17 protein-coding genes and 1 other RNA gene are annotated in these 17214 nt (G+C 42.8%); 14 read left to right on the forward strand and 4 right to left on the reverse strand.

The genetic code is table 11. The features are described 5' to 3' along the window. Positions 1-151 precede the first annotated feature (151 nt). The 6 genes from FPZ43_RS02345 to FPZ43_RS02370 all read left to right on the forward strand — a co-directional run bounded on the left by FPZ43_RS02345 (position 152) and on the right by FPZ43_RS02370 (position 4118). A complete protein-coding gene (locus tag FPZ43_RS02345; RefSeq protein WP_146380234.1) occupies positions 152-622 on the forward strand; it encodes a DinB family protein in 471 nt (156 codons plus the stop codon). 10 nt (positions 623-632) lie between these two features. Continuing rightward, positions 633-1043 (forward strand): hypothetical protein, encoded by a 411-nt coding sequence (locus FPZ43_RS02350; protein WP_146380235.1) that lies wholly within the window; start codon positions 633-635, stop codon positions 1041-1043. Further along, positions 1040-1705, forward strand: coding sequence for an SCO family protein (locus FPZ43_RS02355; protein ID WP_146380236.1), 666 nt, complete (start codon positions 1040-1042; stop codon positions 1703-1705). The genes FPZ43_RS02350 and FPZ43_RS02355 overlap by 4 nt, the downstream gene beginning before the upstream one ends. Next, positions 1702-2118 (forward strand): c-type cytochrome, encoded by a 417-nt coding sequence (locus FPZ43_RS02360; RefSeq protein WP_146380237.1) that lies wholly within the window; start codon positions 1702-1704, stop codon positions 2116-2118. Before FPZ43_RS02355 ends, FPZ43_RS02360 begins: the two co-directional genes overlap by 4 nt. A 49-nt stretch (positions 2119-2167) precedes the next feature. After that, an RNA gene (gene rnpB / locus FPZ43_RS02365) (RNase P RNA component class A) lies at positions 2168-2542 on the forward strand. Positions 2543-2729: 187 nt separating this feature from the next. Then, entirely contained in the window at positions 2730-4118 is a 1389-nt protein-coding gene (locus tag FPZ43_RS02370; RefSeq protein ID WP_146380238.1) for a sigma-54-dependent transcriptional regulator, read from the forward strand. Between the two features lie 56 nt (positions 4119-4174). Here FPZ43_RS02370 and FPZ43_RS02375 read toward each other — a convergent pair whose 3' ends face one another. Further along, positions 4175-5323: a DUF3095 family protein gene (locus FPZ43_RS02375; protein WP_146380239.1), complete on the reverse strand. Its 1149-nt coding sequence runs from the start codon at positions 5321-5323 to the stop codon at positions 4175-4177. A gap of 138 nt (positions 5324-5461) precedes the next feature. On the opposite strand from FPZ43_RS02375, the gene FPZ43_RS02380 reads away from it, so the two are divergent. The 5 genes from FPZ43_RS02380 (at position 5462) to FPZ43_RS02400 (ending at position 9621) form a co-directional block, all read left to right on the forward strand. Beyond that, positions 5462-6583, forward strand: a complete 1122-nt coding sequence (locus FPZ43_RS02380; RefSeq protein WP_146380240.1) for a hypothetical protein — start codon at positions 5462-5464, stop codon at positions 6581-6583. An 11-nt stretch (positions 6584-6594) separates the two neighbouring features. Next, positions 6595-7329: an EcsC family protein gene (locus FPZ43_RS02385; protein ID WP_146380241.1), complete on the forward strand. Its 735-nt coding sequence runs from the start codon at positions 6595-6597 to the stop codon at positions 7327-7329. A gap of 70 nt (positions 7330-7399) precedes the next feature. Next, positions 7400-7921 (forward strand): DinB family protein, encoded by a 522-nt coding sequence (locus tag FPZ43_RS02390; RefSeq protein ID WP_146380242.1) that lies wholly within the window; start codon positions 7400-7402, stop codon positions 7919-7921. Between the two features lie 84 nt (positions 7922-8005). Beyond that, a complete protein-coding gene (locus FPZ43_RS02395) occupies positions 8006-8602 on the forward strand; it encodes a hypothetical protein (RefSeq protein ID WP_146380243.1) in 597 nt (198 codons plus the stop codon). Then, positions 8596-9621 (forward strand): hypothetical protein, encoded by a 1026-nt coding sequence (locus FPZ43_RS02400; protein ID WP_146380244.1) that lies wholly within the window; start codon positions 8596-8598, stop codon positions 9619-9621. Before FPZ43_RS02395 ends, FPZ43_RS02400 begins: the two co-directional genes overlap by 7 nt. On the opposite strand, the gene FPZ43_RS02405 is transcribed toward FPZ43_RS02400, so the two are convergent. Next, entirely contained in the window at positions 9618-10481 is an 864-nt protein-coding gene (locus FPZ43_RS02405) for a fructosamine kinase family protein (protein WP_146380245.1), read from the reverse strand. The genes FPZ43_RS02400 and FPZ43_RS02405 overlap by 4 nt on opposite strands. A gap of 75 nt (positions 10482-10556) precedes the next feature. Between FPZ43_RS02405 and lepA the strand changes: the two genes are divergently transcribed. Together lepA and FPZ43_RS02415 are read left to right on the forward strand one after the other, a co-directional pair. Continuing rightward, on the forward strand, positions 10557-12344 hold the full coding sequence (lepA, locus tag FPZ43_RS02410; protein ID WP_146380246.1) for a translation elongation factor 4: 1788 nt from the start codon (positions 10557-10559) through the stop codon (positions 12342-12344). 82 nt (positions 12345-12426) lie between these two features. Next, a complete protein-coding gene (locus tag FPZ43_RS02415) occupies positions 12427-13308 on the forward strand; it encodes a bifunctional 5,10-methylenetetrahydrofolate dehydrogenase/5,10-methenyltetrahydrofolate cyclohydrolase (RefSeq protein WP_146380247.1) in 882 nt (293 codons plus the stop codon). 338 nt (positions 13309-13646) lie between these two features. On the opposite strand, the gene FPZ43_RS02420 is transcribed toward FPZ43_RS02415, so the two are convergent. Next, a complete protein-coding gene (locus tag FPZ43_RS02420; protein WP_146380248.1) occupies positions 13647-15551 on the reverse strand; it encodes an OmpA family protein in 1905 nt (634 codons plus the stop codon). A gap of 38 nt (positions 15552-15589) precedes the next feature. Further along, positions 15590-16213 (reverse strand): 7-carboxy-7-deazaguanine synthase QueE, encoded by a 624-nt coding sequence (locus FPZ43_RS02425; protein WP_146380249.1) that lies wholly within the window; start codon positions 16211-16213, stop codon positions 15590-15592. 157 nt (positions 16214-16370) lie between these two features. On the opposite strand from FPZ43_RS02425, the gene FPZ43_RS02430 reads away from it, so the two are divergent. Next, positions 16371-17150: a hypothetical protein gene (locus FPZ43_RS02430; RefSeq protein ID WP_146380250.1), complete on the forward strand. Its 780-nt coding sequence runs from the start codon at positions 16371-16373 to the stop codon at positions 17148-17150. Positions 17151-17214 lie beyond the last annotated feature (64 nt).

Consider the following 17214-nt stretch of genomic DNA (forward strand, 5'->3'; position numbering starts at 1 on the left):
AGTGATGATTTTCATGGTGCATTGTTTTAATTGTTATAAAGATAATGGCCGCTTATAAGCTTATGGTAACGTTTATATTATGTAATTATTAACACAGTTTTGAATACCGAGGCCGTGTTATTGCCCAAAGGTTGACTACATTTGCCCTGTGATGAAAAGCCATTTCTTACGCCTGTTCGATTATGACTGTTACGCTAACCGCGCAATGAATGAATTGATTGTGAAATATGGAGCTCCGGGTAACTCAGCCACGCTTATGGCGCATTTGCTTACTACACCACAGGTATGGTTACAGCGTTGTAAATCAGTGCAGGCACACACCGGCCCCGTATGGCCCGACCTGCCCGTGGAGTCTTTCGCGGCTATAATTGAGCAAAACCATACCGACTGGACAGAATTTTTGAGCGGTTTAAAGGAAGCTGATTATAGCAGGGTTATAACCTACACCCGTACAACAGGTGAGTTTTATGAAAACATTTTAAGCGATATAATAGCGCATGTTATTAATCATGGTACACATCACCGGTCAAAAATTGGGCAGCAGCTCAAGCTAAACCAGTTAGTAACATTGCCACCAACCGACTATGTAATTTATCGCCGTGAGGCAGACCAAAACTTATAATATACTTATCATGAAGAAACTATTTACCCTTGCCGCTCTGAGTTTCGTGTTAGCATCATGTACTGACAATAAAGTTGAAGAGCAAAACCTGCTTAAAGAAGTTATTAAAGTACATGACCGTGTTATGGCCAAAGATGAACTCATCATTGTAAACAAGATGATGCTAGATGCTTTGATCCTTAAAAACATAAGCACCGGTGTTACCGAGAAGGCCCGGGTGCTGGATGCTTCTTTAGATAGTGCCGATACCCGCATGGAAGGCTGGATGCATAAGTTTGATGCCGAAAACAAAGGCAAGTCGCATGACGAGGTTATGGCATACCTTACCGCTCAGAAAAAGGAGATAGAACACATCGACAGCTTGTTTAACATCTCAATAAAAAAGGCTGCCGATTTTATTAAAGAAAACCCTACCAAATGAGAAATGTTACCCTGGCAGCATTAGTGCTGCTAACCACATTTACCGCCTGTAAATTTAACGACCCCGAGAAACCGAAACTACCAATAATGGGACAGCGTGATGCCGTTACCCGCGTGGTTAACGGTAAGGAAGTAGTTGATACCGTATATAAAACTATCCCGGCCTTTAAATTTGTAAACCAATACGGCGATAGCATAACCAATAAAAGCCTCGACGGATACGTTTATGTTGCCGATTTCTTTTTTACCACCTGCCCTTCCATATGCCCGGTTATGCATCGTAACATGCTTAAAATTTACGATACCTACAAAGATGTAAAGGATTTTAAGATCATATCGCACACCATCGATCCGAAGCATGACAGTGTTGAGGTATTGAAAAAATACGCTGATAAACTTGGCATTAGTGGTAATAATTGGTGGTTGTTACAAGGTAAAAAAGAAGAAACCTACACCCTTGGCCAAAAAGATTACCTGGTGGCTGTAATGCAAGACAATGGCGCCCCCGGCGGTTACGTACACCAAGGCTGGTTTGTGTTGATAGATAAAGATAAACGCATCCGTGGATACTACGATGGCACTGACGAAAAGCAGGTTGAAAAACTAAGCGGCGACATCAAAATATTATTGGATGAGTATAACACTGCCGAAAAACCCGAATGAAATTCAAGGTAATAGCTTTATTGGTTGCTTTCATATCGCTGATTGCTGCATGCAAAAGCGATGAGCAACAAGAATTTATGCGTTATTATAACGGCGGCAATTTGCTTTACAAGCAGCATTGCCAAAACTGCCATGGGGCGCAAGGTCAGGGGTTATCGCAACTTATCCCTCCCCTAACAGATTCTGTTTACCTGAAAACTAATCGTGAGAAACTTTCATGCTTGGTTAATTATGGAATTGAGGAAAATGTGGTGGTTATCAATAAAAAAGCCTACCAGGGCAGTATGCCCGCAACGGATCTGCCTCCTGTTGATATTGCCAAAGTGCTCACTTATATAAACAATTCATTTGGTAATAAGTTGGGGTTGATTAATGTTGAAACCGTAGAAAAACACCTTGCCGCCTGTAAGTAATCGTATTGATTTAACGGAGAGTACACAAGTATAAATTACCTATCTTTGTACCGCAAAACGTTCTATCGCTGCCCTGTTTGGGGCGGAGGAAAGTCCGGGCAACACAGAGCATCCTGCTTCCTAACGGGAAGGCGCCGGCAGCCGGCGACAGCAAGTGCCACAGAGAATATACCGCCCGCAAGGGTAAGGGTGAAAACGTGAGGTAAGAGCTCACGGCTTTTCCGGGCGACCGGAATTGCGGTAAACCTCAGGAGTTGAAAAACCAAATAGGTTCTGAAAGCGGGGCTGCTCGCTCCCACTTACGGCTTTGGCTGTAAAGTTCAGAATGGGTAGGTTGATTGAATTTGCCGGCGACGGTAAAACCAGATTAATGATAGAAGCTCTGTAAAGAGTACAGAACCCGGCTTACAGATTTGCTGCTGTATAAAATCCCCCGCAAGGGGGATTTTATTGTTTAGAAAAAGTGCTAAAAATTTAAATATTTGTGCTATCGCGCTAACAACCATCCTCCAATTCAACCACTCTCCACTCACTGAACCACAGTGTTTAAAAAACTATACATTTTTATATATTAGGCGCAAACATTCTACCTCCAATTCAGTTTAAAACACATGGCTAAAATTTTAATAATTGATGATGAACGGTCTATCCGTAGTACACTTCGTGAAATATTAGAGTACGAAGATTATACGGTTGAAGATGTGGATAATGGCGTGGACGGCCTTGAGATGATCCGCAAGAACGATTACGACCTGGTGCTTTGCGACATAAAAATGAACCGCATGGATGGTATGGAAGTACTAACCGAAGGTTTAAACATAAAGCCCGATCTGCCTTTCATCATGATATCCGGCCACGGAACCGTGGAAACAGCCGTTGAAGCCAGCAAAAAAGGTGCATTTGATTTTATATCTAAACCACCTGATTTGAACCGCTTATTAATTACCGTTCGTAACGCCCTTGACAGGGGAAGCCTGGTTGTTGAAGCCAAAGTATTAAAACGTAAAGTATCAAAGGTACGCCCCATCCTTGGCGAGTCTCAGGGTATAGTAAGGATTAAAGAAACCATCGAGCGCGTTGGCCCTACAGATGCACGTGTATTGGTTACCGGTGCAAATGGTAGCGGTAAAGAGCTTGTAGCACGTTGGCTGCATGAAAAATCGAACCGTTCAAACGGGCCTATCATCGAGGTAAACTGTGCCGCTATCCCTTCCGAGTTAATTGAAAGCGAGTTGTTTGGGCACGAAAAGGGCTCATTTACATCGGCAATAAAACAACGTATTGGTAAGTTTGAATCAGCCAATGGAGGTACTTTATTCCTGGATGAGATTGGTGATATGAGCCAATCGGCACAGGCCAAAGTACTGCGCGCCTTGCAGGAAAATAAAATTACGCGTGTAGGTGGCGAAAAGGAAATTGATGTTGATGTACGTGTAGTAGCGGCCACAAACAAGGATTTGCTGAAAGAAATTGAAGCCGGTAATTTCCGTATGGACTTGTACCACCGCTTAAGTGTTATTTTGATACACGTCCCACCACTTACGGAGCGTCGCGACGATATTGGTTTACTTACGCAAGCGTTTCTTGAAGAGATATGCACAGAGTATGGTATGCCTACTAAAAAAATATCTGACGCGGCACTTGAAGCGCTAAAATCACTACCATGGACAGGTAACATCCGTGAATTGCGCAACATGGTTGAGCGCTTAATTATCTTGAGTGATAAGATTATCACAGATAGCGATGTAAAGGCTTTTGCCAATCCGTCTGCCCCCGCTGTTGCAGCCCCTGCAGATGCAGCAACCGCACCGGCACCGCAAACCAACTATGATCAATTTACCAATTTCCAGGAGTATAAAGATTACGCCGAACGCGAATACATCAAGTTCAAGCTGGAGAAGAACAATTGGAACGTATCAAAAACTGCGGATGATATAGATATTCAACGCAGTCACTTATATAGCAAGATTGAGAAATTTGGTTTAAAACGTGGAGAGTAACAACATTAAGCCATAAACAAATGCCCGGTATCTAAAACATATCGGGCATTCTTATTTTAATGGTTTAGCTTACTTTTAAGCATCCTGGCTGCCTGGGTATAACCACCTTCAGAACCATCCACAAAGTGGATGTGCCCATCTTTAAGATTTCGCACATAGCATGACATGATGGAGGCGTTACTGATATGCATGCCAAAAGTTATGGATCCTTCGGCCTCCAGCTTATCAAGTACATCCTGCAAAGCTTTGCGCTGTTGCACCGTGCCGGATATTACGGTGTTAATTCTGCCGTCTATCACCAGCGTATCCGCAGCTTCTACAAGGCTTTTAAGATAACGGCGCCCGCTTGCTGTGCGAAAATAAATCCGCCCATAAGCCATAATAAACCACTCTTTAATAAGCTGCAGCCAATTCACCTTGCCAAGCTTAGCCCTCATTTCAATACCGAGCCGCGCGAAGGTAGCATTGAGCCTTAATTTGCTTATGGATATGGGTTGCCTTTTAAACAGGGGCCCATAAATGTTATCTATGGCGTCCATTACTTTGCCAAACGCTTCAGACTGTTCTGCATTTTTGGCAACAACCAACAGCGTCACAATTTCTTCTTTGTTTTTAGGCGGACCAATGCGATCCCAACGGCATTGCATACCGGTAAGGTCAAACTCCTCGATTTCTGATACCTCCGTCGAAAGAAGCGCCTGGGGGCCTTTAATCAGTTGTTCGGCATAGCTTAAGCCACTGCCCAACAATACCGGAATGGTAAAGGACTTGGATATGCTGTGTTTAGCTATATGTAAACCGGCATTATTTTTATAAACATCCTCCACACTTACTATTCCTGCACGAAGATCGAGCTTAAAGTTGTTGTAGGTGTTTGTCTTAAATGCTGATAGTGCCTGCATAACATTGTCTGCAATATGCGCGGGTACTATAAAGGTTGCCCCATCGCCCCCAAAGAAAAACGGAATGGTTATATCTGCAGCATAAACTATATTTAAAACAGTAACAATAGTACCCGTTGCAATAAGGTTAACATCATGGTGCCGGCCATTTAATATGGCATTTGTTGAACCTTTGATGTCCGTAATAATTACCGACCAGCTATCCGGTACATCTGCAAACAGGCCCGGCGTAGCAAATAGTTGGCAAAGTGATAAATCGCTTGCCGGCAAATCAGTATAAAAGCGGTTATCCTTAGTTGGCATGTCTAAACATACGTATAAATTATGTTGCCTGTTTTAATTGACATCAAAAATAACCGACACTAAAATGCTATTTTTATCAATACATATTCTACAATTATGAAACTGGCCTGCCTATCGTCACTTCTACTTCTTTTTTCTTTGAATACTTACGCACAGCATAAACTATCCGTTATAAGGGCTACTTCAAGGCGCGTAGCAATTAATGATGGCGGCTATCTGGATAGAAACGCATGGTCGCTTTCGCCCGGCATAAAACCTGATGTTTATACGGCCGATCGTACCCGTGAAACAAAGTGGGTCACCTTTTATACAGACATTGATTCGATAAAAGTAAAAGTTAAGCCCGGCTCAAAATTCAACTTTGTGGTATTGCTTAACGGGAAAGATTCGTGCTATACACAGATTGCAAGCGCTATACCCGCCAATGCGCATTCGCCCACAAACAAGATAGATACCATACCTTTTACACTTACCGCCTACAACGCAATAGCTGTAAAAGCAGTATTAAATAAGACAGATACCTTAAAATTGCATTTTGATTTAAGTTCATTTGATTTCCATTTAACCAAAGATGCTATCTTAAATAAAACACATTTGCTGGCTAACACATCTGCGCCAGATTACAGGAGATTGAATGCCACTAAAACCCTGCAGATGGGTACCATGGTGTTAAACGATGCTCCTGTTTTATCAACTAATATAACCGCAAAGGAAATGGATGGCCGTTTTGGCTGGAACGTATTTGAAGGCAAACAGATTGCGCTTGATTACGACAAAGGCTTGATAATCGTTCGGTCGAAACCCGCAAAAGTTGGCCGTGAGTACGGTAGGTCGAAACTTTGCTTTGTACGTTCGTTTCCCTATGCTACCGGCTTTATAGTGATAGGCGGCAAAAGGATTACCGGTAATTTTGCTATGGATACGGGATCTGAACAGGCCGTGATTTTAGATAGCAGCTGGGCTGCCACACAAAAGCAAATGGTAAGCTTAAAGGTAATAAAGTCGTCATACATAAGTGATCCTCGCGGGGTAAAGTATGAGATCAAAGTAGTGTCGGTACCGCAGTTAATGCTTAATGGTTTGAGTCTGACAAACGTACCGACACTTATCTTAAACAGGCAAAACCCTTTAGGCATCGAAATTAATTACCTTGGCAACGATGTTTTAAAACGCTTTAATATCATCATAGATTTTAAAAATGATTACCTGTACTTAAAGCCTAATAAGTACATGAGCGAGAAATATTATACCAATTCGTAACCAGACAATCAATGGAATCGTATGAGCAACAAGTAACGGCTGAATTAGCGCTGTGGAAGCATAAGATATTGCAGAAGCCGTCGGTTGCGGGCCGCCTTGCTCAGGCCCTGCAAAACAAGGTGAACAATTACATTCCCGATAAAGTGCATAACGCTGTAACTATCGCCATTGAAAAAATGGTTAAGGCTATGATGTTCGGCGTAAAGTATACTACCGGCTTTAAAATGCCTGCTGAAGCGTCGCTTATTCTGCGGGAAAGCTATGTTAAAAAGGAAATTAATTTCTATCGCAAAACAGCCAGTGTTGAAGGTGCAGTTACCGGCGCGGGCGGCATTTTGATTGGTCTGGCAGATTTCACGGCGCTGATAGCTATCAAGATGAAACTGCTTTTCAATATTGCGTCGCTTTATGGCTTTGATGTAAAAGATTACAAAGAGCGCCTATACCTCTTGTACGTGTTTCAGTTAGCCTATTGCAGTAAGCAACGGCAAGTGCAGATATTTAAGATATTAGAAAGCTGGGAAACTTATACCGCTACACTCCCTGTTGATATGAACAGTTTCGATTGGCGCACCTTTCAGCAAGAGTACCGTGATTATATTGACCTTGCCAAGATGGCCCAACTACTGCCCGTTGTTGGTGCAGCTGTGGGTGCAATTGCTAATTACAAACTTGTTGCGCGCCTTGGCGAAACGGCCATGAATTGCTTCAGAATGCGTATCATCGGCGGCCAACAATCTCAATAAACTCTGCAAGTTTGATTGAGGAAAAATTACCTAACTTAGCAGTTAATACACTAAAACCAATAAAGCAATTATGAAAAAATTTTACTTAGTAGCGCTTGTACTTACCCTTGCTTGTACAAGCCTGTTTGCCCAAACAAAAGAGCAACTGGTTGCCGATTTTACTCGTGGCAAAGCTTACACAAAGGCTTATTTGGATGCTATGCCTGCTGATGGATACACCTTTAAGCCAAGCGCCGAAATGAAATCATTTGCTGAACAAATGCTGCACTTAGCTGATGCCGATTACTTTTTCGTAGGCGTAGCAACAGGAAAGGAAAGCCCGCTTGGCAGAACATCATTAGAGAAAACTACACCTCAAAATAAAGAAGCAGTTACCAAAGCGGTAATGGATGGCTATGACTGGGTTATTACTACCATTAAAGCCATGCCTGATGCTAAGCTTAAAGAAACCGTTACCATGGGTAAGGATATGAAAGTGCAAAGCGGCATATTATTACTTAAAGGCTTTGAGCACCAAACACACCACCGTGGCCAAACTACCGTTTACCTGCGTTTAAAAGGCGCTACTCCTCCTAACGAAATGCTGTTTTAAAATAAACAGTTAAAGTACTTAAGCCGCCCCTAGGCGGCTTTGTTATTAAATAGCACTTCATTGTTTCACATTCATAGTTACTTTATGAAATCTGCCGCCTTGCATAATTTGTTTACTCTTTTGCTTATTGTTTTGGTGGGCTTATCTGGCTGCCGCAGTAACAAGTCCAAAAATCTTGTTGCAGATAGCGTGAGCATAATTAGTTGGGCAGATACAGGCGCTACGATGGATACCGTGCCGCTTAAAAACATGTTTGGCGTAAACAGCTATGAATGGAACTTTGAGGAAAATCCTGCGGAACCAAACAAAAGAGACAAAATATACGAGGCCAACATGGCGCTTATTAAATGCTTTAGCGCCGTAAGGCATTACATGAATTGGAACAAGCTGGAAAATAGTGAGGGCAATTACACTTACAACCCAACTTACGATGGCGGTTGGTACTACGATGTAATGTATGCCCGGTGCAAACAGGATAGTATCCTGGTGTTGGCAGACTTGAAAAATTTGCCGGCTTGGATGATGAACACCTACCCTGCCGATGAGCGGGATGACGAAAACGTGCCGGCTGATTTTGGAGCAGACAGAAGCAAACCGGCATCCTATATTATACAAGCGCGCACGGCCTTTCAGTTTGCGGCCCGTTATGGCTATAATAAAATGTTGACCCTGCATTGGTAAAGGTTGATGCCCGGCCACGCTGGGCAAATGACTCGGTAAATGCATTAAAAATTGGCCTTGGTTATATAAAGTACATAGAATGCGGAAATGAGAACGACCGCTGGTGGAAGGGCAATAACGCCACGCAAACGCCGGAAGAATATGCCGCAAACATGTCGGCATTTTATGATGGGCATAAAGGTACGCTGGGCAAAAACGCAGGTGTTAAAACTGCCGACCCGGCAATGAGAGTTGTTATGGGCGGCCTTGCAACGGCCGATACCAGCTATGTGCGCCGTATGATAAACTGGTGTAAAACCAATCGTGGCTATTTGCCAAACGGCAAAGTAAACCTTTGTTTTGATGTGATCAATTACCATTGGTACGTAAACGATGGCGACATATTTTCCCATCAGCGAGCTACAACCGGTGTTGCACCAGAACTATCCGGAGCTTGCAAAGTAGCCGATGGCTTTGTCAAGATTGCCAATGGTATGCCGGTTTGGTTAACAGAAACAGGATACGATATCAATCCTAAAAGTTACCAGCATGCGCCGGCTATTGGCAATAAAACTGTGCTGCAAACCCAGGCAGATTGGATACTGCGTACCGCCCTGATGTATAAAAGGCATGGTATTGACAGGCTTTTCTTTTACCAATTATTTGATGCCGAAAAAAATGGCGAAGAACAGTACATGACGTCGGGCCTGGCCGAAAGCCCAAAGCGTCGCCCCGCCGCCGACTTTATTTTGCAGGTAAATAAACTTATGGGCAATTACCGGTATGCAGGCACTGTATCAGCCAACCCATTGGTTGACAGGTATAAGTTGGGAAGCAAAACCATGTACGTACTTGTGGTTCCCGATCAGCAAAGCAAGGTGACTGATTATAAACTTGATATGACTGGCCATAAAACATCGTTGGTGCACATACCGCAGGCTGGCAGCAATATGATGAACACAAGCAAGGTATCACCCGTAGATGGTAAGTTATTACTAAAAGTGTCCGAAACGCCGGTCTTTGTAGAATTGGTTGATTAAATATACTGAGATAAATTATGTCTTAATTGCCCAGCGTAGCTGGCTCCAAATAAATTTAAGTGAACCAGTAAAGGGTATAAATTCCACAGATCCACCCGTTGCTGCCAGCCCGGTAGAAGCGGATTCACTTCATTATACGACAGACAAAAATCGTTACCAAAGCCGCCGAACAATTGAGTCAAGGCAATATCCATTTCCCGGTGCCCGTAATAAATGGCTGGGTCAATAAGCCATGGGTCTTCATTGATGTCTAAAAGATAATTGCCTCCCCACAGGTCGCCATGCACTATTGATGGTTTTTCTTCTCCAAATAAATTATTTAGCTGTTTGTAAAGTAGCTCAAAGTTGCGGATATCCAACTTGCCAAGCAAACCGTTATCAAAAGCGTTTTTCACAAGAGGCTGCAGTCGTTGGTTGATGAAGAAAGTCGACCAAGTGCTCTCATTCTTATTAATTTGAACAAGTGAGCCTACAAAGTTGTTGTTTCGCCACCCGAACTCCCCATTATTATGTTTGTGAAAAGCGGCCAGTTGTGCGCCAAGTTTAGCTAGCGCTGCCGGTGTTGCTTTGCTCCTCTCAATCCATTCTAAAAGTAAGAATGTAAGACCATCAGCTTCGTCTTGTAAAACTACCCTTGGAGCCTTTATTTCATTTGTCGCAATAATAGCATTCAAACCTTCTTGCTCACGCAGAAACATTTCAGGAAATTTACTAGAGTTGTTTAGTTTAAGGAAGTATGGACCACGATCCGTTTCGAGTTTAAAGGCAGCATTAATATCGCCGCCGCTTACAGGTGTGGCAGCTTGTATATTAACTGATATTTTGGAACTGATGTGCGCCTTAACTGCAGGGTTGAGCATATGTGTGTATCAAGTTAGCTAATTCGCTTAAAACCATAACAAATTATCAGCTTAAAAAGTTATTTTTGCGGCTGAATGAAGCACATACGTAACTTTTGTATAATAGCCCATATTGACCACGGTAAAAGCACACTTGCCGATAGGTTATTGGAATACACCAACACCATTACCCAGCGCGAAAGCCAGGCCCAATTGCTTGACGATATGGACCTTGAGCGTGAGCGCGGCATTACCATTAAAAGCCACGCCATCCAGATGGATTACGAACTGGACGGCCAAAAATATATTCTTAACCTGATTGACACGCCCGGCCACGTAGATTTTTCTTACGAGGTATCACGTTCAATTGCGGCTTGCGAGGGCGCTTTGCTTATTGTTGACGCTGCACAAGGTATCCAGGCGCAAACTATATCAAACCTTTACCTTGCACTTGAGAACGACTTGGAGATTATTCCGGTGTTGAATAAAATGGACCTTCCTGGTGCTATGCCAGAGGAAGTTAAAGACCAGATTGTTGACTTGATTGGTTGTAAGCGCGAAGATATTTTAGCCGCATCCGGTAAAACCGGTATGGGTGTTTATGATGTTTTGCGTGCAATTGTTGAGCGTGTGCCAGCCCCCGTTGGCGATCCTGAAGCTCCTTTGCAGGCCTTGATCTTCGACTCTGTTTATAACTCTTTCCGTGGTATTGTTGCCTACTTCAAGGTGGTAAATGGCGAGATCCGCAAAGGCGACAGGGTAAAATTCTTCGCTACAGAGAAGCAATACATTGCTGAGGAAGTTGGTACGCTTAAACTTAAACAACAACCTAAAGATGTTATTAAAACCGGTGATGTGGGTTACATAATCTCGGGTATAAAAGAATCGCGCGAGGTTAAGGTTGGTGATACTATCACAACGATAAACCGCCCCTGTGAGCAAGGTATTCAAGGCTTTGAAGAAGTGAAACCAATGGTATTTGCCGGTATATACCCGGTTGATACCGAAGATTACGAAGAGCTGCGCGAATCGATGGCAAAGCTTCAATTAAATGATGCTTCGCTTGTATTCGAACCGGAATCATCTGCCGCTTTAGGCTTTGGTTTCCGCTGCGGTTTCCTGGGTATGCTGCACATGGAAATTATTCAGGAACGCCTGGAGCGCGAGTTTAACATGACGGTTATTACTACCGTTCCCAACGTATCGTACGTTGCGCACAATACTCGTGGTGAGGCTATCATAGTTAATAACCCTTCAGACCTACCCGATCCGAGCAAAATAGATTTTGTAGAAGAACCATATATAAAAGCAACAATCATCACCAAAGCTGAGTTTGTTGGGCCAGTAATGTCGTTATGTATTCAAAAACGTGGTAGCATTACAAACCAGTCTTACTTAACGTCAGACAGGGTTGAGTTGATTTTTGAAATGCCAATGGGCGAGATTGTATTTGACTTTTATGATAAGCTTAAAACAATATCAAAAGGCTATGCATCTTTTGATTATCACCAGATAGGTTACCGCCAAAGTGATTTGGTGAAGCTTGATATTAAATTAAACAGCGAACCTGTGGATGCTTTGTCATCATTGATATTCCGTGGCAACTCATACGACTTTGGTAAAAAGATTTGTGAGAAACTGAAGGAGCTTTTACCACGTCAACAGTTCGAAATTATTATACAGGCATCAATTGGTGCCAAGATCATTGCACGCGAAACCGTTAAAGCAATCCGTAAGGATGTAACGGCTAAATGTTACGGTGGTGATATTTCCCGTAAGCGTAAATTATTGGAAAAACAAAAAGCCGGTAAAAAGCGCATGCGCCAGGTGGGTAACGTGGAGATACCGCAAAGCGCATTTATGGCGGTGTTAAAATTGGATTAATACAGAACCAAGAGTTAAGAGTCAAGATTCAAGACGTTTTTCGTATTATCTTGATTCTTGATTCTTATATCTCAACTCTCTCATGCAGTTATTAGACGGAAAATACGTTTCAGAAAAACTTAAGGGCGAAATTGCTGAAGAAGCAGCAAAAATATTGGAGCGCACTGGCCGCAAGCCGCATTTGGTTGCGGTATTGGTTGGCCATGATGGTGGTAGCGAAACCTATGTGGCCAGCAAAATGAAAAATTGCGAAAAGGTTGGCTTTAAATCAACCCTGGTGCGCTACGAGGATACTGTTACGGAAGATGAACTATTGGAAAAGGTAAGCGAGCTGAATGCTGATGCCGATATTGATGGAATTATTGTTCAGTTACCATTGCCGAAACACATTGATCCGGAGAAGGTAACAGAGCGTATCGACCATCGCAAGGATGTTGACGGCTTCCACCCTGTTAACCTGGGCCGTATGCAGCGTAATTTGCCATCCTTTATCCCGGCAACGCCATACGGTATCACCCTGATGCTTAAAGAGTACGGCATCGAAACCGCCGGTAAGCATTGCGTAGTGGTAGGCCGCAGCAACATAGTAGGTTCGCCAATGAGCATATTAATGGCGCGTAATACTGCACCCGGTAACTGCACGGTTACCATTTGCCATAGCCGCACACCCGATATTAAAAAATTTACACTTGATGCCGATATATTGATCGTAGCCATTGGCAAAAAGAATTTTATTACTGCCGATATGGTTAAAGATGGCGTGGTAGTTATTGACGTGGGCATGAACCGCGAAACTTCAGCAACAAGCAAATCTGGATTTAAGTTATTTGGTGACGTTGATTTTGAAGGTGTGTCTCAAAAAGCGTCATGGATCACTCCTGTACCAGGTGGCGTTGGTTTGATGACAATTATTGGATTATTAAAAAACACACTGGCTTCTGCAAACAAGGAAGTTTACGCTTAAATTAAATGACAATATATTATAAATGGCCATTCTCATATTTGAGAATGGCCATTTGTATTTTATAAAAGTCTTTAGTTGGAATGTGACGTGCCTTTTAAACTCAGACCAATGTAGATAGTAAGTGTCATGTTGAGCCTGTCGAAACACTCGCCACTTGGTAAGGTCTTCGACAGGCTCAGACTGACTCATGTTAAATAAATAGGTCATGCTGAACTTGTTTCAGCATCCCATCTTACCGATCTGATAAGATGCCGATATGCATCGGCATGACACATGTCTGTAGTTACATCCTATGTTACCGTCGATACTCTTGCAGATCATTCAGCTCTTCGATTCATTTACATACCAATAATCTTAAATTCTGTTCTGCGGTTTTTGCTGCGGTTATCGTCATTAGTGTTTGGCGCTATTGGGTCGGCTTTGCCATACCCTTTGTAAACCAGCCGTGACGCGTTTATTTGATGCATTGTTAAGTACTGATAAACTGCTTTCGCCCTGTTCTCGGATAACTTGGTGTTCAATTCATCATTTCCTACATCATCTGTATAGCCGGAAATTTCAATCTTAACAGACGGATTAAGTTTTAAAAACTCCATCAGTTTTTGCAGTTCGGTTTTTGATTCATCCTTTAAATCGAACTTGTTGGTGTCGAAAAATATGTTCTTTAAAACTACCTTGTTGCCCACCTCTATTGGCGACAGCATTACTTCAATGTTAAATGCCCGCTTATCTTTCAGGTTTATCAGCGAAAAGTTATCAGAATAAAATAAGTAACCTTCCCTCGAAATATTCAAACCATAGTTTTTACCTGCAGGCAAAGTAGCCAAAAACTTGCCTTCATCGGCCGAACTGTAATCCTGGTAAACGGCTGCGTCTCTTTGTAAGTCAACAATCTCTACTGCAGCCTCCAATGGTTGCTTTGTTTTAATATCTCTTACCGTGCCTTTTACATACGTCACAATATTTGGCCGTATTGCAGCGGGCATCTCAAAAGTGTATATGTCAAACCCGCCAAACCCTTTTAGGTTATCAGATGAAAAAAAGGCATAGGCGCCGTTTGCGGTCAAGGTAAGGCCGTTTTCATCGCCGCTCGAGTTGATCGGGTAACCCAAGTTTTCCGGTTTTTGCCACTTACCATCTTTTCCCAGGCGGCTAACAAATAAATCGCGCCCGCCCATGCCCGGCCAGCCACTTGAGCAAAAGTAAAACGTATTATCATCGGGGTGAATAAATGGCGATTGCTCATCATACGGCGTATTGATGTTTGGCCCCATGTTTTCTGGCTCACCCCAACCCTGTTCGGTTAACTTTGATTTCCATATATCATAGCCGCCGTATCCACCTTTACGGTTACTTACAAAATATAATGTTCGTCCATCAGCACTTATGGACGGTTGCGCCTCCCACCCGCCAGTATTTAACGGGGCACTTAAGCTAAAAGGCTTCTTCCAATCATTGCCGTCCTTTTGAGCAATGTAAATATCACAACGACCCAACCCATCCGGGCGATTACATCCCGTAAAAAACAGGTAGCGCCCATCTTGCGATATCGATTGTGCTCCCTCATTATATTTTGGCGTGTTGATTACATCGCTTAAGTATACGGCTGGTTGCCATTGGTCGGCCTGTTTCAGGCTTTTATAAAAATCTTCGTTTTTGTTGACCTTGCGCGTGAAGATAATCTGCGCTTCATCCGCAGTGGCAACCGGCAGGTACTCGTCATCTGCCGTATTTATTGCGGACCCCATATTTACCGGCTTGAAGGTTACCGGATGCTGCATTGCATTTATGGCAAATTTACAGTCCGCAATTAGCTTTTCCGCAAGGCTTTTATTTTGAGGGCTTATGTCCTGATAGGTTAAATACTTTTCGAGGTGTTGCTGCGCTGGGGCGTATTTCCCGTCACTTATTTCCGAATCGCCAATCTTAAGGTAGATGGCCCGGTTATAATCCGGTGCAATTGATAATACCTTTTGGTAATTTACTACGGCTGATCCATGTTGACGTTTCATGCGATATAAATCGCCCAGCATGGCGTACGCTTCGGTAAACTTGTTGTCGTCTTTTATTGCTTCCTGAAACTCAGCAGCTGCCTCATCGTACAAATGCTCGTCGATGAGGCTGTTGCCCTTCAAGAAATGTTCTATAGCTTTTTTGTTAGTAGTTGAGTACCTGTTATTCTGCGCAAATGATTGCAAGCAAGTAACTACAAGGAAAAGAATGGATAGAAATAGCAGACGCATGTGTACTGATACGTTTATCGGTACACTAAGTTACACTATTACGGTATATTAAGATATTTATGCGTCTGTAATGATATCTCCCAGTGCGGGTTGTTCATCACATACTCCACAATAAGCGGCGTCATTTCCTGATGTTTCGACCACTCGGGCTGCAGGTACAATTTACAGTTTGGCCCAACCAACTTGGCGTTGTGCTCGGCAAAGGCAAAGTCCGATTTGTTAAAAATAATCACTTTAAGCTCATTGGCCTTATCTGCCACTTGCTGCATCGGTGCCTTAAATTTTTTGGGCGATAAACAAATCCAGTCCCAGCTACCAGATAGTGGATACGCTCCGGAAGTTTCTATAAATGTTCTGATGCCGCGTTGATGAAGTGTTTGAGTTAGATAGTCGAGATTGTATATCAAAGGCTCACCGCCGGTAATTACCACGGCCTTTGCGGGATGAAGCGATGCATTTTCAACAATTCGGTCGGCAGCTGTAAGCGGGTGCAGCTCGGCATCCCAGCTTTCCTTTACATCGCACCAGTGGCAACCTACGTCGCAGCCGCCAAGGCGAATAAAATACGCAGCTTTGCCCGTATTGTAGCCTTCGCCCTGTATTGTATAAAATTCTTCCATTAAAGGAAGCAATGAGCCATCGTCGGGTACCTGGTGTGCCATAATTAAGGGTGCAAAATTACTTTTTTATAGCCAAACCTTAAAACCTATCGCCAAAAGTGATATTGAGGTGATTAATAGAACGTTTAACCGTGGTTAGTATTATATTTGGATAAAAAGCATTTAACTTTATGTATAGCTTTTAACGCCCGTATCACACATGAAAAGTTTGCGCCTTTTACTCATCTTATGCGGCATTTGCCTGTTAAGCTCATGTGTTGATATTGAAGAGCGTTATGACTTTAGGCCGGATGGTTCATGCAATATTACTTACGGATTTGACATGAGCAAGGCAGTATCAATATTAACCAATTTGCTAACAGATAGCGTAAAAGCTACCCCACAATTTGCTATTGCCAAAGATACGTCGCTAAATTTATATGCTGCCCTTCCCGATAGTTCTGCCGCAAAACTAAGTGCAGAGGAAATGCGCATGGCATCTGCAAGTAAGCTTGCTGTAAATATGGATCTTAAGCGCAATGTTATGAAAGTCAGCGTTAAGCATGAAGCAAAGAACAATGCTGATCTGCAATACTACGTACAGCATATATCAACCATACCAGTTAATAATCCTATTGAGTTTGTAGGGCCGGATAAGGACAAGAAGATTATTACACGCGCAGCCGCCGCCAAAGAAACGTCTTTAACCCTCGGGCAGGATTATTACGCTTATGAAATTACTGATAAAAAATTTTACCGTACGGTTGACAAAAGCAAATTCAGCTTGTTTTTAAAAAAGGCCGGTGCTAAGCTTGCGGTGGCAAAAGCTATGTTTATTGATATGCCTTACAAGGTGGTTCTTAACTTTACAAAACCTGTCAGAAAGATAAACAACCCTAAAGCAGTTATCTCAGCCGATAGAAGACAGGTCACCCTCGAAACCAGTATGGATGACGTGATTAAAAACCCTGCTGTGATGAATTTGCAGATCGATCTGTAAATATATGATATATAAAAAAGGCTTCAACGTTTGTTAAAGCCTTTCTTGTGTCTATTACTAAGCG

The organism is Mucilaginibacter pallidiroseus, from assembly GCF_007846085.1.
In the GTDB taxonomy this organism is placed as follows: Bacteria; Bacteroidota; Bacteroidia; order Sphingobacteriales; family Sphingobacteriaceae; genus Mucilaginibacter; species Mucilaginibacter pallidiroseus.

Bases quoted from the DNA above. Each gene is read 5' to 3' on its own strand.
- FPZ43_RS02425 (WP_146380249.1), bottom strand. From the start codon at position 16,213: ATGGCACACCAGGTACCCGACGATGGCTCATTGCTTCCTTTAATGGAA.
- FPZ43_RS02405 (WP_146380245.1), bottom strand. From the start codon at position 10,481: ATGCTCAACCCTGCAGTTAAGGCGCACATCAGTTCCAAAATATCAGTT.
- FPZ43_RS02355 (WP_146380236.1), top strand. From the start codon at position 1,040: ATGAGAAATGTTACCCTGGCAGCATTAGTGCTGCTAACCACATTTACC.
- FPZ43_RS02350 (WP_146380235.1), top strand. From the start codon at position 633: ATGAAGAAACTATTTACCCTTGCCGCTCTGAGTTTCGTGTTAGCATCA.
- FPZ43_RS02360 (WP_146380237.1), top strand. From the start codon at position 1,702: ATGAAATTCAAGGTAATAGCTTTATTGGTTGCTTTCATATCGCTGATT.
- lepA (WP_146380246.1), top strand. From the start codon at position 10,557: ATGAAGCACATACGTAACTTTTGTATAATAGCCCATATTGACCACGGT.
- FPZ43_RS02390 (WP_146380242.1), top strand. From the start codon at position 7,400: ATGAAAAAATTTTACTTAGTAGCGCTTGTACTTACCCTTGCTTGTACA.
- FPZ43_RS02345 (WP_146380234.1), top strand. From the start codon at position 152: ATGAAAAGCCATTTCTTACGCCTGTTCGATTATGACTGTTACGCTAAC.
- FPZ43_RS02385 (WP_146380241.1), top strand. From the start codon at position 6,595: ATGGAATCGTATGAGCAACAAGTAACGGCTGAATTAGCGCTGTGGAAG.
- FPZ43_RS02375 (WP_146380239.1), bottom strand. From the start codon at position 5,323: ATGCCAACTAAGGATAACCGCTTTTATACTGATTTGCCGGCAAGCGAT.
- FPZ43_RS02370 (WP_146380238.1), top strand. From the start codon at position 2,730: ATGGCTAAAATTTTAATAATTGATGATGAACGGTCTATCCGTAGTACA.
- FPZ43_RS02415 (WP_146380247.1), top strand. From the start codon at position 12,427: ATGCAGTTATTAGACGGAAAATACGTTTCAGAAAAACTTAAGGGCGAA.
- FPZ43_RS02420 (WP_146380248.1), bottom strand. From the start codon at position 15,551: ATGCGTCTGCTATTTCTATCCATTCTTTTCCTTGTAGTTACTTGCTTG.
- FPZ43_RS02395 (WP_146380243.1), top strand. From the start codon at position 8,006: ATGAAATCTGCCGCCTTGCATAATTTGTTTACTCTTTTGCTTATTGTT.
- FPZ43_RS02430 (WP_146380250.1), top strand. From the start codon at position 16,371: ATGAAAAGTTTGCGCCTTTTACTCATCTTATGCGGCATTTGCCTGTTA.